Consider the following 23959-nt stretch of genomic DNA (forward strand, 5'->3'; position numbering starts at 1 on the left):
AAACATGAAAGTAGCCGTTGTAGCTGATGATTTAACAGGTGCTAATGCCACATGTGCTTTATTAAGCAAAAAAGGGTTTAACGCGATCACTTGTTTGGAAAAATTTAATGAAGATCTTAGCAAATTTGATGTTATTTCGTTTGCAACAGATTCTCGTTCAATACCTTATAAAGAGGCATATTCGCGTGTTGTTGATTGCATAAATCAATTTAGTAAATATCAACCTTTAATTAGTAAACGAATTGATTCAACATTACGAGGAAATCTAGGAGCAGAAGTTGATGCCGTTATTGATAATGATCCTAATTTAATGGCTTTAGTTGTTCCAGTTTACCCATCGAGTGATCGTATCTGTGTAGGTGGTTCTTTATTAGTTAATGGCGTTCCATTGCAAAATACAGCGATGCGTAACGATCCTAAAAATCCGATGACTGAGTCTTCAATTATTGAATTATTTCGATGCCAATCCCGTTATCCAGTTTCTCATATTGCACTAAAGGATGTTTTAGAAGGCAAAGATAGAATTGAGCAACGGTTAAAACAAATATATCAACAGGGAGGACGAATTGTCATATTTGACGCAACAACAGATACGGATATAAGCGTTATCGCTCAAGCAGCTAATAATATTAATTTGCCTGTTTTTTGTGTAGATCCTGGACCATTTACTGCGCAATTTGCAGATCTTCGTTATTCGTCTGAAAAAAAAATGGCAAACAAAGTCTTTGTTGCAATAGGAAGTGTTTCGGATCTTACTCAAAGACAAATTAAAAAATTGAGATATGACCGGAAAGTTTGGTTAGAAACAGTTTTAGTCGATGAATTAATTGAGATTGCAAAAGACACTAAGAAAGCTAAACCTATCGTCGATAAATTGTTAGAAAAAGTCGAACAATTTGATGTTATTGGTATTGATACAGTTGAAATGCCTGAGCATGTCTGTGATTTAAGTAAACTCGCTACTAAACATAATATGAATAAGAGCGAAATTAGCAACACGTTAAATCAAGCCATTGCTGAAATTACTGCACAGGTATTACTCCATCCTGAATCTATCATACGTGGCATTTATACCAGTGGAGGTGATGTAACCGTAAATGTTGTTAATCGCTTAGGCAGTAGTGGGTTCTTGCTAAAAGATGAAGTAGAGCCATTAACGGTTTACGGGCATTTGGTTGGAGGACAATGCGATGGTTATTCGATTGTAACTAAAGGTGGTTTTGTTGGTAATGATAATACTTTAGTTCATTGTATCGATTATCTGAGTACAAAAATTTCATCACATGAAAGTTTAAAGCATTAATAACCCTGAGTTAATTTAGTTAATAAATAAAAATAGAGTTTAATAAATTCTGAAAAAAGTTAAAGGAGTAAGACATGAACCATCGTAGCTTAATTGGCGTGCCTATGGGCGATCCAGCAGGAATCGGTCCTGAAATTGTTGTTAAAAGTATCGCTGCACCAGAAACGTATAAATATGGATGTGTAGTGGTAGCTGGTGATAAAAAAGTATTAGAAGATGCCTGTAAATTCTCCAAAGTAAATTTACATATCAATCAAATAACTGATCTTTCACAAATACAAGATGAACCTAATGTTTTGAATCTTATTCAATGTGGCCAATTAAATTATGACACTTTCAAAATTGGCCAAATTGAAGGCCAATGTGGGCAAGCTGCATTTAATTATATTAAAGTTATAACCGAGCTTGCTATGCAAAAGAAACTTGATGCTATAGCAACTACACCAATCAATAAAGAGTCGTTAAAAGCAGGAAATGTTAATTATATCGGTCATACCGAGATATTAGCAGACCTTACTGGCAGTAAAGATCCTTTAACCATGTTTCAAGTTAGAGATTTACGAGTCTTTTTCCTAACACGCCATTTGGCTCTTATCAAAGCCATCGAATCATTAACACCAGAAAGAGTATGTGATTATGCTATCCGTTGTAATGAAGCATTAATCAAATTAGGTATTGATAAACCTAAAATGACCGTTGCAGGAATAAATCCTCACTGTGGTGAGCATGGTCTTTTTGGTCATGAAGATGATGATGTCCTATTACCTGGTATTGAGTTGGCTAAACAACAAGGGATTGATATTAATGGTCCGAAACCGGCAGATAGTGTTTTCCATTTTGCCATGGGTGGGGGATATGATGCAGTGTTATCTCCGTACCATGATCAAGGTCATATTGCAACGAAAATGGTTGATTTTCATCGTACTATTTCAATTACCAATGGTATGCCTATTCTCCGTACTTCAGTTGATCATGGCACAGCAAATGACATTGCCGGTAAAGGAATAGCCAATCCAGTTAGTTTGATTGAAGCAATTCGTTTAGCTGCGCTTTACGCACCAAATTTCAAACGTTAGTAAGTATTTATACTTATAACTATTTATTTTTCGATAGTGATTATCATTGTCGAAGGAGGGTTTGCATATGTCTAAAAAAGAAAATAATAAAAAATCACTTTATCCTTATGTCTTATTAAATGGCATTATTCTAGTGGTTGTAGGATTAATTGTTTTTTATTTAGGAAGTTTACATAGTATTGAAAAAAGTAGCTGGCGAATGGTAGCTGGTTTGCTTGTTGCAATAACTTTATTACTTTTTATGATTTTAAAAACAAGAATTCAAGCATTTCCTGCATTAATTATATCTGCTGTAATTACTGGATCATTAGGGGGAATGCCTGGTGAGTTTATGATAGCAACAATTAGTAAAGGCTTTGGTAACACACTTGGTAACATCGGAATTGTAATTGGTTTTGGTGTTATGATGGGGTCTGTTTTGCAGATGAGTGGTGCTGCACAAAAAATGGCTCAAGTTTTTATTAATTTATTAGGGAAAGGAAGAGAAGAATTAGCCCTAGTTATTATAGGATTATTAGTTAGTTTAGCTGTTTTTTGTGATTCAGCATTTATTGTCCTATTACCTCTTGTAAAGGCAATTTCTCGTAGTACAGGTAAGTCTGTTGTGGGACTTGGTTCAACATTAGCAATGGGATTAGTTATTAGTCATAGTATGATCCCGCCAGCAGTTGGGCCATTTGGTGTTGTTTCTCAGTTTGGTATTGGACTAGGTGAATATATGCTATGGGCAATGGTTGTAGCTATACCTATTACTATTGCTGGATTTATTTATACTCGTCATGTGGGTCGTAGCATTTATCAAATTCCAACTGAAGATGGTGAAAACTTCACACGGGAACGCTTAACTGTTACATCACAAAATATACAAGATGACCAACAATTACCAAGCGCATTAGCATCTTTTGCACCAATAGTTACTCCAATTATTCTGATATTAACTGCGACATTAGTTAATGAAATGAAATGGGATAACTCTATTGCTATTATGTTAAAAACTATCGGGCACCCAATTGTTGCTGTTGGAATTGGGCTATTAATCGCAATTATGGCCTTAACCAATTCATTCCCAAGAAAAGATGTTGTACATCAAATGGAAAATTCAATTCGATCAGCAGGTATTATATTGCTTGTCATTGGTGGCGGTGGCGCATTAGGAATGGTGTTGCGTGATTCAGGGACAGGGCAAATAATCGCAGAGTATATTGTTCAAATTGGAGTCCCAGGTATTTTGTTACCGTTGACAATCTCGACTTTGATTCGGTTAATACAAGGATCAGGTGTGGTTGCAATGATTACAGCAGCAAGTATTACTGCCCCAATGATTGGGACACTAGGTGTAAATCCAATTATGGCAGGGTTAGGGTGCTCTATTGGATCATTTATGTTCTCTCACTTCAATGATGCATACTTTTGGGTGGTTAATCGTTCATTAGGGGTTACAGAAGTTAAAGAACAAATTAAAGTTTGGAGTATGACAACTACCGTTCTTTGGGCTGCAGGAACGGTTACATTATTAGTTGTTAATGCAATTTTCTTCTAAAATAAAAAAGGATAGCGTAAAGGAATATGCTATCCTTAATATCTTCTATAAATTTCAATTTAATAATTTTGCAGTAACTAAAATATATCTAGCTAAGTTAATATAAGGTTCGCTTTGGCAGTATTGTTTTTCAATTTCTAATAACTGATCAAAATGAGTTTCTGCTTTTGACTTATTAGTTAAATAGTCATGAAAGACTCGGATTCCTGTTTTATTCGTAATCTCAAAACTTTGTTTAATTAGCCATTGATACACTTGATTTGGATCACGAGGATAATCAGGCGATAAGGTTTTCTTTTTGCGTTTAGCAAGTCCTGATTGAGTATATCCAAAGTTACCTAATGTCACCGTTTTAAATAATAGTCCATGATAGTTATAAAACATTAAAGATAAATAACCCTCTTTTTTTAGATGTCTTTTTAAGGATTGGATTATCTGTACAGGATCAGCTACCCATTCTAATACAGCATGGCAAATCACAAGATCAAAAGGTTGATCGATAAACTTATCAAGATTTTGAATTGAACAATGAATAAAGTTTAAGGTTAAATTTTCTTGCTGCGCTTGATGGCTAGCTAAATCAAGCATTTGTTTGGAAATATCACAAACAGTTATATTGTGTCCTAATTTGGCAAGTCTACACGCTATTTGTCCTTGACCACCACCAGCGTCAAGGATGTTGATAGGTTTAGGATATTTGGCCAATATGGTTTCAAGTTCTTGCCAAACAATAGCTTCTCGGATTTTGCCTTTAGTTGTACCATAAATATTTTTAGCAAATTTATGGCTAATATCATCAAAATTACGATCGTTAACAGTCATATTTATTATTTAATTTAGTTACTTCTAAATTAATTTGAGCAATTTTTTCTGACATTTGTTGATAACATTGTTCCATCAAAGTTCTTGCATCTTCTTTACATAAATTTTTTGTTTCAATAGGTGATAGCATTTCGACAATCATATGACCATTATTGAGGCGATTTAGGTTAATGTTATTCGTATCCGACACACAAATTGGCACAATAGGGACTCCAGCTGCAATAGCTGCTTTAAATGCGCCTGTTTTAAAGGGCAACAAACCTCGCCCTCGACTACGGGTTCCTTCAGGAAACATCCAAATTGATATACCACGTTTTTTTATTTCTTTAACGACCAAATTAATCGTATCACGAGCTTTTGATTTATTGTTACGGTCAATCAAAATATTTCCTGTAAGGTAATAAAGTTGACCAAAGAATGGAATCAAAGCAAGACTTTTTTTGCCTACCGTAACTGTTTTAGGCTGTACAATATCAGCAGCGACAACCATATCATAATTATTTTGGTGATTAGCAATAAATACACAGCTACCTAAATTTTCAATTTCGGGGTATTTACGAGTATCGACTTTTACTCCTAATATTGGTTTAAAGAAAAAGCTGAAAAGATGGGCAAATCGAGCCACATTTTTGGGGTTGCGAGGATTGAATAAGCAAAAAATAACGCCTAGTACACAAGTTAAAATACCAATAAATAACACGATGATTAAGCGAAAAAGAAAAACCATAATTTACCTCATAAGTTAACTTGGCGTATTATATACGTAATCTATAAGAATATACAGTTTGTTAAATATCGCTTTGAAGGATGTTTATGCACGAATCAACAATCATTTGGGATGAAAATCAAACCCCAATTTCTCGTTATTTTGATGATATCTATTTTAATACCAACGGCGCAATCGATGAAACTCGTTATGTGTTCATTGAAGGAAATAGTTTATATGAGCGTTTTTTGCTACATCAGCGCGAAAGCTTCACTATAGCAGAAACAGGTTTTGGTACAGGTCTAAGTTTTTTAATTGCTTGGCAAATGTTCAAACAATTTAGAGAGAATAAACCTAATAGTCCTCTTAAAAGATTGGATTTTTTTAGTGTTGAAAAATATCCTTTATCTGAAAAAGAAATGTCAAAAGTTCATAGTAAAATAATCAACAGTAATGATTCTTTGAGTTTACTAGCCAAACAATTAAGAGATTCTTTAAACGAGTCTCAAAGTATTGTTTTAGATGATACTCATTTAGTTATTTGCTATGACGATATCACTCACTATCCAAAGTTTTTAAAACAACAAAATTGTTTGATTGATGTTTGGTTTTTTGATGGTTTTTCACCTGCAAAGAATCCTGAAATGTGGTCGGAATCGCTTTTTAAAAAGTGCTATGACTTAACGAATGAAGGAGGTTCTTTTGCTACTTTTACTGCGGCAGGATTTGTTCGACGTAATTTAATCAATGCAGGTTTTAATGTCAAAAAACATAAGGGATTTGGGGTTAAGCGAGAAATGCTTATTGGTAGTAAATCTTAATTTAGTTTGCCAATTTTGGCAAACTAAATTAGATGTTTGAAATTAATTAAATTCAAATTGATAAATAAGATCTAAAGTTTGTGCTAGACCAGAAGCAGCTTCCACGTATAAATTTGGTAAAAGTCTATATCGTAAGGTAAACGTTGCTAATGAGTCAAAAATACCTACACCATATTTTAATTGTAGATTAGGTAAAATATAGCCACTTACTACCACTTTTGAATTATTACCTGCTCCTTGAGTATCTAAAGTTAGATTTTTAATTCCAAAAGCATTACCTATATCACCGATGAATTTTCCTGTTTTTGCTGTCCCAACACCAACTAAAAATGCCGTCATCATATCGTTGTCACTCTGATCGGAGCTATCAAGACCTTGACCTCGAATTAAATAAGAAAGTGCTTCTTGTTGTGACATAGCTGGATCAGAAAATATTTCGATCTTAGGATCTTCTGTAGATCCTTTAACTCGAATCCCTGCTGTAATATTTCTATTATCCATTGAGTCAGGATTTCTTATTGCTTCTATGTCTAAGATAGCTTGATCGGTTGGTCCTGAAAAAGTGACAACGCCTTTGTGGATAATTAAATCCTGTCCATAGGCATGGAATCGACCATTAGGAATAAGAATTTCACCATGTAAATCCAACCCTTTATTAGTCTGTGTTGCGATCAATTTCCCTTTTAATGATGCTTTTAATCCAAATGCATCGACCGTGACGTTATCACCAATATTGATTTCGATATGACTATTAATTTTCATACCAAAGTTTTGTGGTTGAATTTGTTTATAGTTCCTATCCAACATTACTTCATCAGGAGAAACATCAATACTTGAAGGCGGAAGTGAATCAACCGTAATTTTACCTTTTGGAATTGAAACTTTACCAAGTACCGTTAGTTCATCTTGCGTTGCCTCGATCTTAATGTCTGGAATGACAGACATAACAATCATTGGCGGTACAGTAACCTCCATAGCGGCACCATTTACAGTTATATTAGCTTGCCATTTTTCGAAGTTATTCCAACTAGCTTGGCCATTAATATTGATATTTCCAGATTTAGTTACTAATACACCTTTTAATGTTGATGATTTACCATTAAATTTAATATCAACCATAGCGGATTTTACATCAATTGGTAATTGATAAGTCTTAATATCACTATGTCTTAAGTTGATGCCACCATTTAAGATTGGGTCCATTAATGAGCCAGAGAATTTGATATTACCATTGATAGCGCCTTTGGCATATTCATCTTTACTCAATAACGGATTCACAATCGCTAATGCCAAATTGTCAATATTCAATTGGCCACTTAACTCTTTTTTAGCGGTAGGATCTTTAATTAATAAATCACCAGTGATTTTTCCTAATTTATTTAAACTAAAACGCCAATCTAGCTTAGCTTGTTGCTCATTAAATTCTGCATTGATATTGAATAAATCAAATGGAATCGGCAAAGCTTGATTAGTGATCATTTGTTTAACATAAACTTTATTACTAGTTATATTTGCTTTGATACTTGGAATTTTGCTTGAGTCATCAAATTTAATATTTGCCTTTCCATTTATGAAACCATCAATTTTAGTTTCACCATCATTTGGAATAGGTAACTTAGCCAGATCAATATCTTTTAATGTAATTGATGTTTCATTATTTGGCGCAATAGAAAATGATTTATCTAAACAGATACTTGAAATATTATCACGCCAACAATGAGCGCCAATAGTTGGAATTTCTTTAGTGATATCATAAGAAAGACTGATCGGCTTGGTTAATTGCCAACGGCTCTTATCACCTAATGTTATTAAACTACGTGGTATATTTCCAGTCCATATAGTATGTTCTTTATCAAGTTCACCTGTTAAAGAAGTTGTCATGGAAAGAGGGCTACCATCAAGATTGATGGTTAAAGTGTGATGAGCTTCATTACCTGAAAGTTCTATGTTAGCTTTTTTGATACTTTCATTTGCAATATCGATATTTTGACCAACTAGATTCAATTGACCACTAAATTGATTGGTATATTGAACTTTGCCAGTTAGGTTTGCCTTGGCTATCGAAATAGTTTCATAACTTAATGCATTAATATTTAAGTTCGTGTTAATAACAGGAGAAGCACTATTTCCTGTCATTTTAACATTTCCTACAACAGCACCATTAAGATTATTAACCAGTAATGATAAAGCACTTAAATTAAGTTGCGCATTCAGATTTCCCTTATCTGTAGAACCATTGATGTTAATTTGGTTTTTACCCCAAACCATTTCAAGGTTATTGGCTGATATAGCGTGGTTAGAATCGGCAAACAAATTACCATTTGCTAAAAAGTTTGCTTGTTTTATATTACCTTTTAACTGCATATCCGGTATATTTAATTGCCATGAATCCTTATCAAATGCCCCTGTGGTTTTTAATTGTCCGACTAACCGAATAGGGTAGGCAGGTAATTCTTTAGTAAGATCAACATTATCTAATTTTATATTAGTATCCCATTTTAAAGCTTTTTGCCAATCTAAATGACCTGTAATATTAATGCTACCTTGAGGTAATTTAATATTAGCATGATCAAAGGATGCTGATTGATTTGTGCCATTACCAATAACGTCGAAACTGGTATCAGGTAAACCTTCACCTTTAATATCGCCTTTGGCTAGCATATTATATTTTTCGGTATTTCCATCTAATGCGATATCAAAATTATCTAACTGATATTGTGGCTTACCTTCAATTGGCCATTGGATATGTTTACCATTGATTTTAGCCATTAATGGTAAATATTTCTCAATAAAGTTAATTTGCCCATCAATAGTAATTTGATTCAATCCGTTAATATTGGTGTAAGTGGACAATTGACCTAATAATTTTCCTGAAAACTGTCCATTAAGATGATTACTTTCAGTATCCACTTTCACTAAAGCAAAAATAGGCCAATCATCGCCTAAGGTAATCTGCCCTGATACAAAAGCATGCCCATTGGCATATGGTGTTATAGCATCAGTTTCAACTTGTTTTACAATAATATGATTATTAATCATATCCGTTTTAATACTAACCTGGTTGAAATGGTAATCTTGACCACCAATATGTAGCAACCAATTGTTACCGGTTAAACTAGTAACATCAAAATCTAATGGAATATTAACTTGTGGTAGTGACGTAATTAGAGGTTGATTAAATATTTGGTTAATTTTTTGATTTAATGGTAAATCATCATTTGAAGTAGTAATTGATTTATTATCATCAGTATCGGCAAAGATAGCTGATAAATCCATAGCAACTGATGGATAAACATAAATTTTTTCATTCACCCATCTAGCTTTACCTGTAAAGTCTGACATGCCAAATTGCATATCATTGACTTTTACATTGACATTAGTGATATGGGTCTGCTTAAGATCAATTGGTAGTGGTGTACTAATTGTTTCTCGTTTTTCGGGAATAGGTTCATCTGGTGAACGATTGATTTTGTCAGTATCAATAATAACGCTTACACCATCAGCATCAAACTGTTTGACACAAATTTTGGTTTGAATCAAACATGAACCATTCAATTTGAATTTTGCATCTTTTACTTTAACATCAATGCCCGGAAGTTCTAATGACAGCCCTTGAAGGTGTAAATTATGAAAAGTGCCATCTACTTGTTCAATTTTTAATTCGGGTAAAAATTTATTAAGTACGTAAGTTGTTAGTTTTACACCTAAACTGGTATAGATCATCAAAATAATAAAAGTGATGAGAAAAACAAAAATGGATAACACGACAATACTGCGTTTTTTCCACTTTCGGATTCGCTTTATTTTTTCAGCTTTTTTTACTCTATTTGGATTTTTTGCCATTTTATAATTCGCTTCCCAAACCAATATATAGATGTATTGAGCCTTTATCTTTTTTGTTTAGAGGTGTTGCTAAATCGAACTTAATTGGACCTACCGGTGAAGCCCAGCGAACACCTAAGCCTGTACCTGTATAAAACTTAGCTTTATCGACTTTATCTATCGCTTCACCCGTGTCAATAAATGCCGCTCCCCACCAAGAACCAGTAACATTGTATTGATATTCAGCAGAACCGGTTATCAGTTTTGACGCGCCTTTTAATTTACCTTTTTTATCTTTAGGTGATATGGATTGGTAACTATACCCGCGGATGCTTCGGTCACCACCAGCAAAAAATCTGAAAGAGGGCGGAACCCGCTCAAAGTTACTGGCTTGGATAATGCCGAAATTGCCTCTAGCAATGAATCGATGTGATTGATTTATTGAACGAATCCAAGTTTGTTGCGTTTGAAAACGCACTAAATTGATATCAGATCCTAACGCATCAGCACCGCTTTCAATTGAAAAACGTTGAGAATCGCCCCACATAGGCAATAATTTACCATCATTACGAACACGCGAAATACTAACTGATGGATAATATAAGTTGGTTTTGTAACTGTCATCACCTTGGGTGAAGTTGTCCCGCAACATATTTAAACCTAATGCTGTTTGCCAACCATCAAAGTTATCCCAATTACGAAGCACGCCAAATGTATAAGATCGAGAATAGGTATCGTTATTATCGATTTTTTTATAACCACCTTGAATAGTATAATATTGTTCAATCGGATTTTTTTTCAGTGGAATTTTATAGCTCATCGTAATAACCTGTTCAGGCGATGAGAGGGATAAGCTACTTTGAAAACTCTGTCCTCGGCTATTGATCCAAGGTTTATTCCAACCAATTTTACCATGCACACCATTATCGGTTGAAAAACCCAAACCTAAGTCCATTGCATTTCTTTTTCTAGGTGTTGTTGCAACTTCAATGGGTAATGCTTTATCTGCTGTAAGATGAGGAAAATCTGGTGTAACCACTACAGAATTAAACCAGTTAGTTGAACTAAGACGGCGATTTAATAAAGATAAATCTTCAGCAGAGTATTCATCACCTTCTTTAAACGGTACAATATTTTGGAGATAATCCTGACGGATTTTTGCATTAGGAAAATTGACTTTGCTAAATTTGTAACGCTTACCTGTATTAAAGTCTATATTCCAAAAAGCTTGATGATCAAATTGAGCTATCGCCAATTGATGAGTAGGCATATCTGCGTCAAAGTACCCTTTTTTTAACGATATGCTTTGTAATCCTTTCTTGAAATTCTCATAAGTGCCATGGTTTAACACATCACCAATTTTAGGTAATTGTGTCGCCATTAATTCTTGAAAATCTTTATCTTGTTTCCCTTCACCATTCAGATTGATATTTAATTGTTTTATTCTGACAGGCTGTCCAGGAGTTATTTTTACTGCTAATACTTTAGGATCGGTTTCATCATATTCAAAAGTAGGGGAATAATAACCTAAAGCACGTAATGCTTTTTGCGTTTCACTCTCAAAATAACGTTTGAAATTTGGCGTATTATTAATCTTATCTGGCGTAATTAAAGAAAGGCGTGCGTCGACATTTTCTTCAAGCTCTCCAGACAATCCTTTAATGGATAACTTCATATCTGCATAAGTTGATGCTGTCGTAACCATTAAAAGTAAGCATAATGAGCGAGAAAATCGTAACACATACACCTCGATAATGTTTAAGATTCAAGTAATTTCACATGTCCAATATAAGGTAAGTGGCGGTAATGTTGTGCATAATCGATACCATAACCAACCACAAACTCATCAGGGATGGAAAATCCAATATATTTAACAGGTACTGCTACTTCACGCCGAGATGGTTTGTCTAGTAATGTACAAATTTCAATACTACGCGGATGACGCAACTTAAGTATTGCCATCACTTTACTAAGCGTATTACCTGTATCAATAATATCTTCGACAATTAACACATCTTTATCACGAATATCTTCATCTAAATCTTTTAATATTTTAACATCTCTATTACTTACCACCGCATTGCCATAACTCGAAGCCGTCATAAAATCAACTTCATGCCCGACAGTAATAGCACGGCTTAAATCAGCCATAAAAATAAACGAACCTCTTAACAAACCAACTAATATAAGCTCGTTTTGACTTTGAGCATAATCTTGGCTAATTTGTTGTCCTAATTTACTTACTCGTGTTTGGATATCTTCAGCCGATATCATCGTTTCTAATGTGTGCTTTTTCATCAATAATGCTCAGTGTACTTTAAAAAAATCAGAACAGATTTTAACAATTTTCATAGGTAAAAAGAATAACTAAACTAATTTTTTATCAAATAATTAAGAAATGATTAAAAGAATTTTCTTTTAAATATTAAATTAATCTTCAATTGTTTTGAGGATTGATTGTTTATTTTGCTTTTTTTGTTGGCGGCGCTTCTGAAAAAAAGCGCTTAACATAGAACTACACTCATCAGCCAATACGCCACCAATGATTTGAGCATAATGATTAATTCCTGTTCGGGAAAGAATATCAATGTAAGAACCTGCCGCACCAGTTTTAAAATCACTTGCTCCATAGACCACACGCTTGATGCGACTATGAATGATTGCCCCCGCACACATAATACAAGGTTCAAGGGTGACATATAAAGTTGTATTTACTAATCGGTAATTCTTTTTATACTGACCGGCTTGTTCTATTGCCATAATTTCCGCATGAGCAGTTGGATTATGATTAATTATTGATTGGTTATAACCTTCACCAATGATTTGGTTATGTTCATCAACAATAACCGCTCCAACAGGAATTTCGCCTAGTGATTCTGCGTGTTTTGCTAATTCTAATGCTCGTCGCATCCAAATTTCATCTAACATACTCAATATTATAGATTGTTTAAATTAAGCACATCGCGCATATCATAAAGTCCTTCAGGTTGCTCAGCAAGCCATAATGCAGCACGGACTGCACCATTGGCGAACGTCATTCGGCTTGAGGCTTTATGGCTAATTTCGACTCTTTCGCCAATATCGGCAAAAATAGCCGTATGCTCACCAACAATATCACCAGCACGAATAGTTGCAAATCCAATAGCACCTTTTGGTCTTTCTCCTGTATGTCCTTCACGGCAATAAACTGCGCGGTCGTTTAAATCGCAGCCTAAAGTATCAGCAATTGCTTCGCCCATAGCTAGTGCGGTGCCAGAAGGTGCGTCAACTTTATGACGATGATGTGCTTCTATAATTTCGATATCAGTATAACTACCCATAATTTTAGTCGCTTTTTCAAGTAACTTGAGCACTAAATTCACGCCAACGCTAAAATTTGCAGCAAATACTATAGCAATTTGCTTAGCGGCTGTTGCAATAGCTTTTTTGCCTGCTTCATCAAATCCTGTTGTACCGATAATCATCATTTTCTTATTGTCTGTACAAAAAGCTAAATGAGCCAGTGTGCCTTCAGGACGAGTAAAATCGATTAATACATCGAATTGGTCTTTTGCCTGTTGTAGATTATCAGTCACTTTAATTCCACAGGCCCCAATTCCGGCAAGTTCACCAGCATCGCTACCGACCAATGATGATCCTTCTCGTTCAAATGCTGCACCTAATGTAACCCCTTCTATTTGTGACACAGATTGAATAAGCTGTCGCCCCATTTTTCCACCAGCGCCAGCAATAGCGATACGAATCATACTTGTAGCCATATAACTTTCCTTAACTTTTTTATCAGATATTTATAACAAGTTATTATAGCGGAAAACTTTCAAGTTATATACTTAAACAAAATGATATACATTTCATGCTTTATTGAGACTAAGTCGAAACTAAATAGCAATAACTGATGTCATTTGACGGCGATTTTAACTATATTTTTAAGAGGAATAATCTGAAGGTTAGGCATTTTTGCTTATTGTTGATAACTTACACTTTATTCAAAAAAGCGTTGTTTTACATTATAGATAATACTTCCTCGGTCTATCCATTTTTATTGCGGAATATTGAGTGATCAAATAAAGCAATTGATTTGCTATTGAACTTGATAACATGGACGCGAATGCGCCCATATAAACTTATAGCACTTTTAATAATTCTACATCGAAAATTAATGCACTATAAGGAGGAATTGAAGAGCCAGCCCCTTGCGAACCATAGGCTAACTCTTGAGGAATATATAAACGCCATTTTGAGCCTTCTGGCATTAATTGTAATGCTTCAACCCAACCGCGAATCACACCATTGACAGGGAATTCAGCTGGCTGTCCTCTTTCAACTGAGCTATCGAATACCGTACCATCAATTAACTGTCCAGTATAATGGACTCGAACACGGTCTGTTGCTTTAGGGAATGCACCATCACCTTGTTTAATAATTTCGTATTGTAAACCAGATTCAGTCGATTTGATGCCATCTTTTTTTAGATTCTCAGCTAAAAAGTCTTTACCTACTTGGGCAATTTTTTCAGCTTGTTTAGCTTTTTCTTTAGCTGCTTCTTCATGAACATGACGAAGGGCATCATGCAATTCTTGTAAAGGTAAAGCCGGTTGATTACCGCTTAGAACATCTTCCATAGCAAGTTTCAATGCATTTAACTCTAAATTATGTAAGCCAGATTCTTTTAGCTGTTGGCCAATTTGAAGTCCAATTGCATAACTTGCTTTTTGCTCAATTGTATCTAATTTCATTTTTTACCTGTCATTTGTTGAGAATAGTTTTTTATTATAGAGCATTAACATTCGAGATAAAAAGTAAAATATTAACAGTTGTTAATTATCATCAATATAAGCAAACATTTTATATCCTATTACCTAAAGTTTTTTTTATTTTATCTAGCGCTTAGTCAAAATATCAGCGATAATAAGCGACATTATATATTTGAATGGATTAATTTAGATGTCGTTTTTCAAACTTATTCCGCTTGCAATTGTGACTAGTATATCGATAACTGGTTGTTCACTTGTTGACCGTTTAGTTTATAGACCTGATATCAATCAAGGTAATTATATCTCTCCAGAAGCGATTGAATTATTACAAGTTGGTCAATCCAAAGATCAGGTCGTATTTATTATGGGCTCGCCAATGTTAACTTCAGCTTTTGGTGGTAATGTTTGGTACTATGTTTTCCGTCAACAACCTCAACATGGAAAATTAAGCCAAATTAATTATGCTATTTACTTTAATGAAATGGGTATAGTTACTGATATTAAAACTTCGTCTTTAGAAGGTTCTTTATCTTTAGAAGAGATGAACCAACAGGGTATTTCAGACCCAATTAATATAAAATCTGATGATGATCAACCGAATAGTTCACGTCCGCCACAAGCCCCTGAAGAGTAATGATCGGAATAAAATTTTCAAAAAAACCTCGTCATTCTGCGAGGTTTTTATTTATTTAATTCGATAAATTATTACTGTGTAAATTATTAGTGATTAGCTATAGAAGCAATGATTGAAAAGATGATTAAAAGGTAGATAAAGAAAAGAATAACTGCACATATAATTCCAATTAATACATATTTCCAATACCCATGTAAATTTCTGATAGCTTCAGTAAAGTCTTCTCCTCTACCGAGGGCTGCTGCTAGACTAAATGCACTACCGGATTGAAAAAGTTTAACTCCGTTGATTATTACTGGAATACCAACAATAGCTGTAATTATACCTAAACAGCTAATTGCACCTATAACAATATTTACTACGCCAAAGATTTGTTGCATAGTCCCAATAAATCTCAATTGGCTTTTTAACAATTCTGTTGATTTAATTAAAATAGTATCTGTATTATCTGTTAACATTTCCATTCCTATCACTACCAATTATTATATTTAAAAAAATGCAAGTAAGAATAACACGTTCTTTACCTATGTCGAAGTAAATTTGTTTAAGAATTGTACATGGTTAACTTTTATATTAATCACATCATTCTAAGGTAAACCCCTGAAATAACGATAAGACTAGCTCTAACGTGCATTTGAGTAAGACAATTAAATGAAAAAAATAGTACCACTGGGAATGATATTAAAAAAGACTTCACACATCTTAAAATTAGCTGCTCAATGCCTGATTAAGGCTAAAGTGTATTACAATGAAGGTTTAAAGAATGTAGATGAAGTTGTTCCAAGTATAATAATATTTTAATATAACCAACAAAGACAGTTTTAAACACCGGTATATCAATGAAATCAACCTTAAATAAATTTTCTATAGCTCCAATGCTGGATTGGACTGACAAACATTGTCGATATTTTCATCGAATATTAACTAAACAAACATTACTTTATACCGAAATGGTAACCACTGGCGCAATTTTATATGGTAAAGGAGACTATCTCGCTTTTAATGAACAGGAACAGCCAGTAAGTTTACAATTAGGTGGAAGTGATCCTATAGCACTGGCTAAATGCGCCAAGTTGGCAGAGGAACGAGGATATAATGAAATTAACCTTAATGTAGGTTGCCCATCAGATCGCGTTCAAAATGGTATGTTTGGTGCTTGTTTAATGGGAAAAGCTGATTTAGTCGCAAATTGTATTGATGCTATGCAAAAAGAGGTAAATATACCTGTCACGGTAAAAACACGCATAGGTATTGATAACCAAGATAGTTATTCATTTTTATGTGAATTTATTGAAAAAGTGATGCCATATACCGATACATTTATTGTTCATGCTCGCAAAGCATGGCTTTCGGGGCTAAGCCCAAAAGAGAATCGAGAAGTACCACCACTTGATTATGAGCGAGTTTACCAGCTAAAGCGTGACTATCCGCAGTTAACTATTGCCATAAATGGTGGGATTAAAACCATTGAAGAAATCAAACATCATCTAAACTATGTTGATGGTGTCATGGTTGGGCGAGAAGCTTACCAAAATCCACTGCTATTAACTCAGATTGATCAGCAAATTTTTGGAGATGATACGCCAATTATCGATCCTATTGTCGCAATACAAACTCTTTATCCATATATTGAAACACAACTTAGTCAAGGCGGACAACTTAATCACATTATGCGACACACCTTAGGAATATTTAATGGTAGAAAAGGTGCAAAACAGTGGCGACGTTACCTTAGCGAAAATGCGCATAAACCAGGAGCGGGAATTGAAGTTGTTGAACACGCATTAACTTTCATTCAATAAAGAATTTTGTCTAGCTTAATTGGTCATGCGTCTGATTGCGCATGATTGATAAATCAGTATATACTAACGAACAATTTTACTTAGGGCTTTTCTTCTGTGCGTTTAAATCCAAGTCAACAACAAGCTGTGGAATATGTTTCGGGGCCATGCCTTGTATTGGCTGGTGCGGGTTCGGGCAAAACTCGGGTAATCATTAATAAAATAGCTTATCTAATTCGAGTCAAAGAGTATTTACCTCGTCATATCGTTGCCGTGACTTTTACTAATAAAGCCGCACGAGAAATGAAAGAACGTATTGCTCAATCGCTAAGTAAGCAAGAGGCAAGAGGTCTGAAAATTTCAACTTTTCATACTTTAGGCTTAGATATTGTTCGACGAGAACATAAACACCTTGGTATAAAATCTAATTTTTCATTATTTGACGACCACGACCAAATTGCTCTACTCAAAGAACTAACACAACAATGGTTCGATGGAGACAAAGATCTCATCAACCAATTACGCTCTACCATCTCAAATTGGAAGAATGATATCGTTGATTCGACAGTAGCAATGGCTAGAGCACAAACCAACAAAGAAAAATTATTTGCTCACTGCTATCAGCTTTACGAAAAACAACTTAAGTCTTGCAGTATATTAGATTTCGATGATCTAATCTTACTACCTACATTGTTACTAAAAACAAATGAAGAAGTTAGAGAAAAATGGCAAAACCGTATCCGCTACCTGCTTATTGATGAATATCAAGATACTAATACCAGCCAATATGAATTTATCAAGTTATTAGTAGGTAGCCGCCCTAAATTTACGGTTGTTGGTGATGATGATCAGTCAATTTACTCATGGCGAGGGGCTCGTCCTAAAAATTTAATTCTACTAAAACAAGACTTTCCTAAGTTAGAAGTGATTAAATTAGAACAAAATTACCGATCATCAGGAAGAATTCTAAAAGTTGCTAACATCTTAATTGAAAATAATCCGCATATCTTTGAAAAAAAATTATTTTCAGAACTCAGTTATGGTGAACATTTAAAAGTGATCTCCGCCGACAATGAAGAACACGAAGCGGAAAAAGTTGTTAATGACTTAATTGGTCATCGTTTTGCTAATAATAGCCAATACGGTGAATATGCTATTTTATATCGCGGAAATCACCAGTCTCGCTTAATTGAAAAAATGCTAATGCAGTATCGAATACCTTACCGAATTTCTGGTGGGACATCTTTCTTCGCTCGCATTGAAATTAAAGACTTAATGGCATACCTTCGCCTATTAACCAACCCTGATGATGATAATGCTTTTATCCGCATTATTAATACACCAAAACGAGAAATAGGGCCGGCAACTATCCAAAAACTGGGTGAATGGGCAAATCAACGTGGTGTAAGCTTATATCATGCAAGTCATGATATGGGGCTAACCGAATTATTATCAGGCAAAAGGATGGAAACCCTACATGCTTTTATCCATTGGTTTGATTCTCTAATAGAAAAATCACATTCTGAACCAATGGCCGCGATTCATGAATTATTACATGGGATTCACTACGAAAGTTGGATCTATGAAACGTCTACCTCACCAACAGCCGGGCAGATGCGAATGCGTAATGTTGAACAGCTAGTTAGCTGGCTGAATGAAATGTTACAGGGTGATGAAATAGACGAAGCATTAACGCTAGAACAAGCAGTAGCAAGATTTACGTTACGTGATATGTTAGAACGAAATGAAACAGAAGAAGAGCTAGATCAAGTACAGTTAATGACATTACACGCTTCAAAAGGCCTCGAATTTCCTTATGTTTATTTAGTTGGTATGTCTGAAGGGGTATTACCTCATCAAACAAGTATTGATGAAGACAATATCGAAGAAGAGAGACGACTTGCTTATGTAGGCATAACTCGAGCCCAAAAAGAGCTAACCTTTTCATTCAGCCGACAGAGAAAACAATTTGGTGAAACAGTTTATGTTGAACCCAGTCGCTTTTTACTCGAACTTCCACAAGACGATTTAGCTTGGCAAGATCAGCGTAATGAACTATCACCAGAAAAGAAAATGCAACAAGGCCAAAGCCGGTTAGCGATGCTAAAAGCGCAAATAGCTAGCGCAAAATAAATTATCTATATATCAAAAACAATTAACTACGGCTCAAATTATTAAACAAATTTATCGATATAACTGAAAAAAAGTTGAGGAACGGGGTTTTTGAGATCGAATAAATGAAAATTTTTTTATTTTTTCTGATTATTAGTATTGAATTTATTGCCGATAACGTCAAAATTGACGATATTTTGTCTATATAGATTGATAATCAATTAAAAAGCATTGACGGATCAAAATAGCTTTATATAATACTCAGCGTTTAATCACTAAATCCAATCGATGTCTCCTTAGCTCAGCTGGATAGAGCAACGGCCTTCTAAGCCGTAGGTCACAGGTTCGAATCCTGTAGGGGACGCCATTAAAGCTATATATAATCAAAGAGTTTTAAGTTTAATCCTTAATATCTTTACATACTCTATCACACTATTTAAAGTGTTTATGTCATAACAATTTTAATAATTAATAATTGCATTAATTAAATTAAATCAATATCATAAAATGAATGTTATAAACGGTATTGATAATTCTATAATATTCGTTTATCCATATTATCATTTTCAAAATTATTAGAATTTATAAGCGAGTATTAATTGAGTATTAAAAAAATTCGAAACATTATCTTAAGTATTATTGTTTCAGTTGTTTGCTATTTTTTTGTTAACCAGTTTGATCTATTTAATAAAAGGTCTATTAGTGGCCAACTCTTTAAGATTTCTCAGTCACTGAATGAACGCACTCCAATTCGCCTAGATCAATTTACTATGTTGACCACATCTTATGCTGAAAACAATACATTAACTTATAGATATATTGTTGAAAAAATTAATTTTAATGAGATAGATAAAAGTGAATTTGATAAATTCCGTGATTTTCTGTTTTCTCAAATAAAAAATGATGGTTGTACTAATGATCAAATAAAACAATTATTAAAAAAAGGCGCAATTTTTCAATATTTATACTCCACCGAGGAGAATAAATATTTGTTTATGATTACCTTAAAAGAAAGTGATTGTTCAGGCGTAAAGCCTATTGATACAACAAAATAAAAAAGAATCTAATATGAAAGTCTGTCATCTATAAAATCGTCGTTCTGAATTTGCCTGGTTATTAATTTTGGTTCGATTTTTTTACGCTTTTTATTAACCCTATTTAATATTTAAATATTGCAAATTTAATTCCTTAACGACAGAATTATTAGCATAATATTTAGGAGCTTTAACTTTTTTATATGGGATAATTAATCTTTATTAAATTTCTTAATATGATTGATTATTATATTCAAAGCGAGCTTGCGAATAACAGATGTCAACAATAAATTGGTTATAAATATCATCATCAATACTTTTACTTTCCAGTTTGATTTTGAGTAGTTCGATGATTTGCCAATCATTTTCATTACTGAAGTTTTTAATTAGTTCTTCGGCTCGACTTTCAATCCATTCTTCCTTGGCATCTTGCATTTCAATATTGTCTAACATATTGCAGTAAGCGCTTTCGTAACCATTTTCAACCAATTTATGTAACTGCATAACTCACCTCGTAGCAATTTGTAGCATCCAGTAGAACAAGCCAAATAATCCACCTAAAATCACAAAGTATGTGCAAAAGAGGGCAAACTTTATTTCGCTGTCTGTTAACTCATAATCCTTATGAAATCTATCTTTGATTTTCATATTCACAAAATCTTTATCAGTCATAATCACCTCGACAAAAGACCTCGCTTGGAGGGCAAATAGGATTTAGCATTGCGCCGTCTTTCCGAGCTGTCAGTATTCATAAACTCGCTAGTAAAATTTTGTGAATAACGTATTTGGTTGTATAGTGTGTTTTATTTATACACGAGAAACAGATATGAATATATTTAAGAGATTAGTTAAAGGCGAATTAAGCCTAGCAGTAACTTTTTGGGTGTTCGGTGTTTTATTTAGTGTGATTTTAATTGTAATTTACATTGCAACTACTTTTATACTCGACACATATCATGTTTCAACATTGTTCAGAATTAGCGTAATCTCATTTATTTATTCAATTAATTTTTTAAATTCGATTATGGTTCTCATTGGTATATTTAATCTATTAAAAAATAGTGGAGTTACGTATTGGAGAGTGATAGCTTTTGTTGTCTGGTTATGCGCTACTGTATATTCAGTGTATGATGATAGTAGCGACATATTACATTTAGTTACGCAGTAGTCTGAAACCCTTTATACCGGTATTTATTAAAATTTAAATGCACACTAAAGCGCTATTAATCTAAGCAGGCAATTACAATAAGTTCCCTAATTATTAGGTCACCACTTGAGGAGAAGTGACCACCATTAATTCTTTTCAAACTAGATATCTCTCACTGAAAGGCATTTAGTTTGATTGTATACCGCCTGTATTGAGTTACCGCCACAGTCCCGACGCATAGTTTAAAGTCGCGCCGTTCGACTATCAAATCAAAACCGCTGTACTTTCATATGCCCCAGCTAGCTACTTGAATCTCGTTAACTAGTTAAATAACTCGTAGTCTTGTTTAACTTTGTTGTTAAGTTGATTGGTTTTGATGTGATAATGATAACCTAGGTTATTAATTATGTCAATAATAAAAGTTATCAACTTTAAAATAAAGTTATCAAAGGTTGTTGGGTGAGGGGATCTTGATAGGTTAATGCTAGTCTTAGGTATGAAAAAACCGCCGAAGCGGTTATTGTTATATCTTTATTATCAATCCAATATAGACGATTGCCACCAAACACGGCCTAAAATAGTTATTTCATCTTGAGGCACTATTTCATCATCATAGCCAATGTTATAACTTTTGATTTTTATTTGATTGCCAGGCACTTTTTCTAAAATTTTTATTCTTAATAATCCATCGTGATTGATTGCATAGATTTTGCCATCTCTAACATATGTATCAGCTTGATCGATTGCTACTGTAGAACCATCTCTAAATACAGGTTCCATACTGTCTCCATAGACAGTTAGACATACAGTGCATTCTTTATCAATGCCATATTTCCGCATAGTGGATTTGGATAAGCGTAATTTATATCCGTTATAATCCTCAATATCATCAGTGAAACCATCACCAGCTGCTAGCCGTACATCCTTATAAAATGGCACTTCAATCTCATCATCATCTAGCGGTGTTTTACTATCCCAATCTTCGATAGATCCTAATACTGTCGCATTAGATTTATTTTTGTTTACTTTGGCTTTACCAACACCTTTTGTTAGCCATATAGGATCAACGTTTAATGCGTTAGCGATTTCTAATATTTTTCGTGATGTACTGGATTTTCCTGAAAGCAATTTTTGAATAGCTGGTTGGCTAATTTTTACTTTCTCGGCTAGTTGATGCTGAGACAGCCCAGATTCCTTTAATGCTAAATTTAGTCTATCTGTAAATGTAGTCATAGTTTCTTCTCGGTTTATTGATTTGTTAATTATATAACTCAAGTTATCACCCATCAAATAACAATAGTTATTGATTTGTTCAATAACTTTGGTTATTATTGATAATAAATATTATCGATAGGCTTAAAAGATAATAATTGAGACTGCTGCAAAAGCTATCCATATTTTAGGAAGTTAAAGGAGATAAAAAATCACTATCAAATTACACAAAAGGGAGGTATGGACACATTAAAAACTAAAGTCAATGCGTTCGAAACCTTACAACATTTGCAAGTGATAAAACAATCAATTCAGCACAAACATAAAATTTATCAGATTGTTAGATTAAAGGCATGTATCCACGATTTAATAAATTACCAAATAGTGACTGAAATTATTTATAAAAATGATAGCAATTTTGCTGAATATTTTTGAGGTAAAACAATGAATATAGTTGAAATATTGAAATTAAAAGGAAGACCCAATGCCTATTATCCAAAAATGGCTAAGCCGTTAGGTGGTGTTAATGCAGCTGTTTTATTTTCTCAATTATTTTATTGGCAAGATAAAGCTATATCTGATTTAGGGGTGTATAAAACGCGTGATGAACTTGAGGAAGAAACTGGTTTATCTCACAATGAACAAAGAACTGCTATAAAAAAATTACAAGATAAGGGCGTTTTGATAATTACTGAAAAGCGATTAGATCATAAAACTTTTTACAAAATTGACAATAAAAAGGTCAATGAAATTTTAGCTAATTTCGCCAAATCTATTAATCATTTACCGCGAAATGAAGAAAGTAATCACCCCGAAGTAGACATCGTAGATTCCGGGGAGACTACAAAGTCGAGTTCGTTATTTCAAGAGATTACAACAAAGACTATTACAGAGAATACTACAAATATTATTGCGGATAAACCTCAACCCCAAAAACGAGACTTCCCTAATGATTTTAAACCCAACGATCATCATCGAAACATAGCACTAAATGAAAATGTCAATTTGGATACTGAATTTATTAAGTTTAAAGATTATTGCTTGGCTAATGGGAAAAAATATATTGATTGGAACGCTGCATTTAATAATTGGCTACGTAATGCGGGGAACTATAAAAAATCGAATCACTCTCAATCAAGATTTATGACTCTTGCAGAACGTAATCGAGCTGTCTTAGAGAGTATGAGGAGTTGAT

22 protein-coding genes and 1 tRNA gene are annotated in these 23959 nt (G+C 33.9%); 11 read left to right on the forward strand and 12 right to left on the reverse strand.

Annotated features, from left to right (window positions below; genetic code table 11):
- Nucleotides 1-4 precede the first annotated feature (4 nt).
- From A9G08_RS08195 to A9G08_RS08205, 3 genes are all read left to right on the forward strand, one after another.
- Nucleotides 5-1303, forward strand: a complete 1299-nt coding sequence (locus tag A9G08_RS08195; protein WP_065563221.1) for a four-carbon acid sugar kinase family protein — start codon at nt 5-7, stop codon at nt 1301-1303.
- Between the two features lie 74 nt (nt 1304-1377).
- A complete protein-coding gene (gene pdxA / locus A9G08_RS08200; RefSeq protein WP_065563222.1) occupies nt 1378-2379 on the forward strand; it encodes a 4-hydroxythreonine-4-phosphate dehydrogenase PdxA in 1002 nt (333 codons plus the stop codon).
- Nucleotides 2380-2578: 199 nt separating this feature from the next.
- Entirely contained in the window at nt 2579-3919 is a 1341-nt protein-coding gene (locus A9G08_RS08205) for a GntP family permease (RefSeq protein WP_065563268.1), read from the forward strand.
- Between the two features lie 54 nt (nt 3920-3973).
- Here the strand turns inward: A9G08_RS08205 and cmoM are convergent, their stop codons facing one another.
- Together cmoM and A9G08_RS08215 are read right to left on the reverse strand one after the other, a co-directional pair.
- On the reverse strand, nt 3974-4741 hold the full coding sequence (gene cmoM / locus A9G08_RS08210; protein WP_065563223.1) for a tRNA uridine 5-oxyacetic acid(34) methyltransferase CmoM: 768 nt from the start codon (nt 4739-4741) through the stop codon (nt 3974-3976).
- On the reverse strand, nt 4731-5468 hold the full coding sequence (locus tag A9G08_RS08215) for a 1-acylglycerol-3-phosphate O-acyltransferase (RefSeq protein WP_065563224.1): 738 nt from the start codon (nt 5466-5468) through the stop codon (nt 4731-4733). The genes cmoM and A9G08_RS08215 overlap by 11 nt, the downstream gene beginning before the upstream one ends.
- Before the next feature lie 86 nt (nt 5469-5554).
- Between A9G08_RS08215 and mnmD the strand changes: the two genes are divergently transcribed.
- Entirely contained in the window at nt 5555-6268 is a 714-nt protein-coding gene (gene mnmD, locus A9G08_RS08220; protein ID WP_065563225.1) for a tRNA (5-methylaminomethyl-2-thiouridine)(34)-methyltransferase MnmD, read from the forward strand.
- Nucleotides 6269-6310: 42 nt separating this feature from the next.
- Here mnmD and tamB read toward each other — a convergent pair whose 3' ends face one another.
- The 6 genes from tamB to A9G08_RS08250 all read right to left on the reverse strand — a co-directional run bounded on the left by tamB (nt 6311) and on the right by A9G08_RS08250 (nt 14826).
- On the reverse strand, nt 6311-10111 hold the full coding sequence (gene tamB / locus A9G08_RS08225; protein ID WP_065563226.1) for an autotransporter assembly complex protein TamB: 3801 nt from the start codon (nt 10109-10111) through the stop codon (nt 6311-6313).
- A 1-nt stretch (nt 10112) separates the two neighbouring features.
- Nucleotides 10113-11831 (reverse strand): autotransporter assembly complex protein TamA, encoded by a 1719-nt coding sequence (tamA, locus tag A9G08_RS08230; RefSeq protein WP_304363928.1) that lies wholly within the window; start codon nt 11829-11831, stop codon nt 10113-10115.
- A gap of 17 nt (nt 11832-11848) precedes the next feature.
- On the reverse strand, nt 11849-12388 hold the full coding sequence (gene hpt, locus A9G08_RS08235; RefSeq protein WP_065563227.1) for a hypoxanthine phosphoribosyltransferase: 540 nt from the start codon (nt 12386-12388) through the stop codon (nt 11849-11851).
- 132 nt (nt 12389-12520) lie between these two features.
- Complete coding sequence (tadA, locus tag A9G08_RS08240) at nt 12521-13018, reverse strand: tRNA adenosine(34) deaminase TadA (RefSeq protein WP_065563228.1); 498 nt, start codon at nt 13016-13018, stop codon at nt 12521-12523.
- Between the two features lie 8 nt (nt 13019-13026).
- Nucleotides 13027-13848: a 4-hydroxy-tetrahydrodipicolinate reductase gene (gene dapB / locus A9G08_RS08245; RefSeq protein WP_065563229.1), complete on the reverse strand. Its 822-nt coding sequence runs from the start codon at nt 13846-13848 to the stop codon at nt 13027-13029.
- Between the two features lie 366 nt (nt 13849-14214).
- Entirely contained in the window at nt 14215-14826 is a 612-nt protein-coding gene (locus A9G08_RS08250) for an FKBP-type peptidyl-prolyl cis-trans isomerase (protein ID WP_065563230.1), read from the reverse strand.
- A gap of 208 nt (nt 14827-15034) precedes the next feature.
- On the opposite strand from A9G08_RS08250, the gene bamE reads away from it, so the two are divergent.
- Nucleotides 15035-15478: an outer membrane protein assembly factor BamE gene (gene bamE / locus A9G08_RS08255; protein ID WP_065563231.1), complete on the forward strand. Its 444-nt coding sequence runs from the start codon at nt 15035-15037 to the stop codon at nt 15476-15478.
- Between the two features lie 86 nt (nt 15479-15564).
- Here the strand turns inward: bamE and A9G08_RS08260 are convergent, their stop codons facing one another.
- Entirely contained in the window at nt 15565-15936 is a 372-nt protein-coding gene (locus A9G08_RS08260; RefSeq protein ID WP_065563232.1) for a DUF5362 family protein, read from the reverse strand.
- Between the two features lie 381 nt (nt 15937-16317).
- On the opposite strand from A9G08_RS08260, the gene dusA reads away from it, so the two are divergent.
- The 4 genes from dusA (at nt 16318) to A9G08_RS08280 (ending at nt 20426) form a co-directional block, all read left to right on the forward strand.
- Nucleotides 16318-17280 (forward strand): tRNA dihydrouridine(20/20a) synthase DusA, encoded by a 963-nt coding sequence (gene dusA / locus A9G08_RS08265; protein WP_065563233.1) that lies wholly within the window; start codon nt 16318-16320, stop codon nt 17278-17280.
- 96 nt (nt 17281-17376) lie between these two features.
- Nucleotides 17377-19392 (forward strand): DNA helicase Rep, encoded by a 2016-nt coding sequence (gene rep / locus A9G08_RS08270; protein WP_065563234.1) that lies wholly within the window; start codon nt 17377-17379, stop codon nt 19390-19392.
- 269 nt (nt 19393-19661) lie between these two features.
- Nucleotides 19662-19738: transfer RNA gene (locus A9G08_RS08275), tRNA-Arg, on the forward strand.
- A 232-nt stretch (nt 19739-19970) separates the two neighbouring features.
- Nucleotides 19971-20426: a hypothetical protein gene (locus tag A9G08_RS08280; protein ID WP_065563235.1), complete on the forward strand. Its 456-nt coding sequence runs from the start codon at nt 19971-19973 to the stop codon at nt 20424-20426.
- Nucleotides 20427-20636: 210 nt separating this feature from the next.
- On the opposite strand, the gene A9G08_RS08285 is transcribed toward A9G08_RS08280, so the two are convergent.
- The 3 genes from A9G08_RS08285 to A9G08_RS08295 form a co-directional block, all read right to left on the reverse strand.
- On the reverse strand, nt 20637-20909 hold the full coding sequence (locus tag A9G08_RS08285) for a hypothetical protein (protein WP_065563236.1): 273 nt from the start codon (nt 20907-20909) through the stop codon (nt 20637-20639).
- A gap of 3 nt (nt 20910-20912) precedes the next feature.
- Entirely contained in the window at nt 20913-21077 is a 165-nt protein-coding gene (locus A9G08_RS11720) for a hypothetical protein (protein WP_176701537.1), read from the reverse strand.
- Nucleotides 21078-22089: 1012 nt separating this feature from the next.
- Nucleotides 22090-22785, reverse strand: coding sequence for an XRE family transcriptional regulator (locus A9G08_RS08295; protein ID WP_065563270.1), 696 nt, complete (start codon nt 22783-22785; stop codon nt 22090-22092).
- A gap of 219 nt (nt 22786-23004) precedes the next feature.
- Here A9G08_RS08295 and A9G08_RS08300 point away from each other — a divergent pair, with 219 nt between their 5' ends.
- On the forward strand, nt 23005-23199 hold the full coding sequence (locus tag A9G08_RS08300; RefSeq protein WP_065563238.1) for a hypothetical protein: 195 nt from the start codon (nt 23005-23007) through the stop codon (nt 23197-23199).
- A gap of 9 nt (nt 23200-23208) precedes the next feature.
- Nucleotides 23209-23958 carry a hypothetical protein gene (locus tag A9G08_RS08305; RefSeq protein ID WP_065563239.1) on the forward strand — a complete coding sequence of 250 codons (750 nt, stop codon included), beginning with the start codon at nt 23209-23211 and terminating at the stop codon, nt 23956-23958.
- Nucleotide 23959 lies beyond the last annotated feature (1 nt).

Origin of the sequence: Gilliamella sp. wkB195 (assembly GCF_001690445.1) — a bacterium.
Classification (GTDB): Bacteria; Pseudomonadota; Gammaproteobacteria; order Enterobacterales; family Orbaceae; genus Gilliamella; species Gilliamella apicola_E.

Excerpts from the sequence above, each read along its gene's own strand:
- hpt (WP_065563227.1), bottom strand. The coding sequence starts at position 12,388 with ATGAAAAAGCACACATTAGAAACGATGATATCGGCTGAAGATATCCAA.
- tadA (WP_065563228.1), bottom strand. The coding sequence starts at position 13,018 with ATGTTAGATGAAATTTGGATGCGACGAGCATTAGAATTAGCAAAACAC.
- dapB (WP_065563229.1), bottom strand. The coding sequence starts at position 13,848 with ATGGCTACAAGTATGATTCGTATCGCTATTGCTGGCGCTGGTGGAAAA.
- A9G08_RS08295 (WP_065563270.1), bottom strand. The coding sequence starts at position 22,785 with ATGACTACATTTACAGATAGACTAAATTTAGCATTAAAGGAATCTGGG.
- A9G08_RS11720 (WP_176701537.1), bottom strand. The coding sequence starts at position 21,077 with ATGACTGATAAAGATTTTGTGAATATGAAAATCAAAGATAGATTTCAT.
- A9G08_RS08300 (WP_065563238.1), top strand. The coding sequence starts at position 23,005 with ATGGACACATTAAAAACTAAAGTCAATGCGTTCGAAACCTTACAACAT.
- A9G08_RS08195 (WP_065563221.1), top strand. The coding sequence starts at position 5 with ATGAAAGTAGCCGTTGTAGCTGATGATTTAACAGGTGCTAATGCCACA.
- A9G08_RS08250 (WP_065563230.1), bottom strand. The coding sequence starts at position 14,826 with ATGAAATTAGATACAATTGAGCAAAAAGCAAGTTATGCAATTGGACTT.
- mnmD (WP_065563225.1), top strand. The coding sequence starts at position 5,555 with ATGCACGAATCAACAATCATTTGGGATGAAAATCAAACCCCAATTTCT.
- bamE (WP_065563231.1), top strand. The coding sequence starts at position 15,035 with ATGTCGTTTTTCAAACTTATTCCGCTTGCAATTGTGACTAGTATATCG.
- A9G08_RS08285 (WP_065563236.1), bottom strand. The coding sequence starts at position 20,909 with ATGCAGTTACATAAATTGGTTGAAAATGGTTACGAAAGCGCTTACTGC.
- cmoM (WP_065563223.1), bottom strand. The coding sequence starts at position 4,741 with ATGACTGTTAACGATCGTAATTTTGATGATATTAGCCATAAATTTGCT.
- A9G08_RS08205 (WP_065563268.1), top strand. The coding sequence starts at position 2,579 with ATGGTAGCTGGTTTGCTTGTTGCAATAACTTTATTACTTTTTATGATT.
- dusA (WP_065563233.1), top strand. The coding sequence starts at position 16,318 with ATGAAATCAACCTTAAATAAATTTTCTATAGCTCCAATGCTGGATTGG.
- A9G08_RS08260 (WP_065563232.1), bottom strand. The coding sequence starts at position 15,936 with ATGTTAACAGATAATACAGATACTATTTTAATTAAATCAACAGAATTG.
- pdxA (WP_065563222.1), top strand. The coding sequence starts at position 1,378 with ATGAACCATCGTAGCTTAATTGGCGTGCCTATGGGCGATCCAGCAGGA.
- A9G08_RS08305 (WP_065563239.1), top strand. The coding sequence starts at position 23,209 with ATGAATATAGTTGAAATATTGAAATTAAAAGGAAGACCCAATGCCTAT.
- A9G08_RS08215 (WP_065563224.1), bottom strand. The coding sequence starts at position 5,468 with ATGGTTTTTCTTTTTCGCTTAATCATCGTGTTATTTATTGGTATTTTA.
- tamB (WP_065563226.1), bottom strand. The coding sequence starts at position 10,111 with ATGGCAAAAAATCCAAATAGAGTAAAAAAAGCTGAAAAAATAAAGCGA.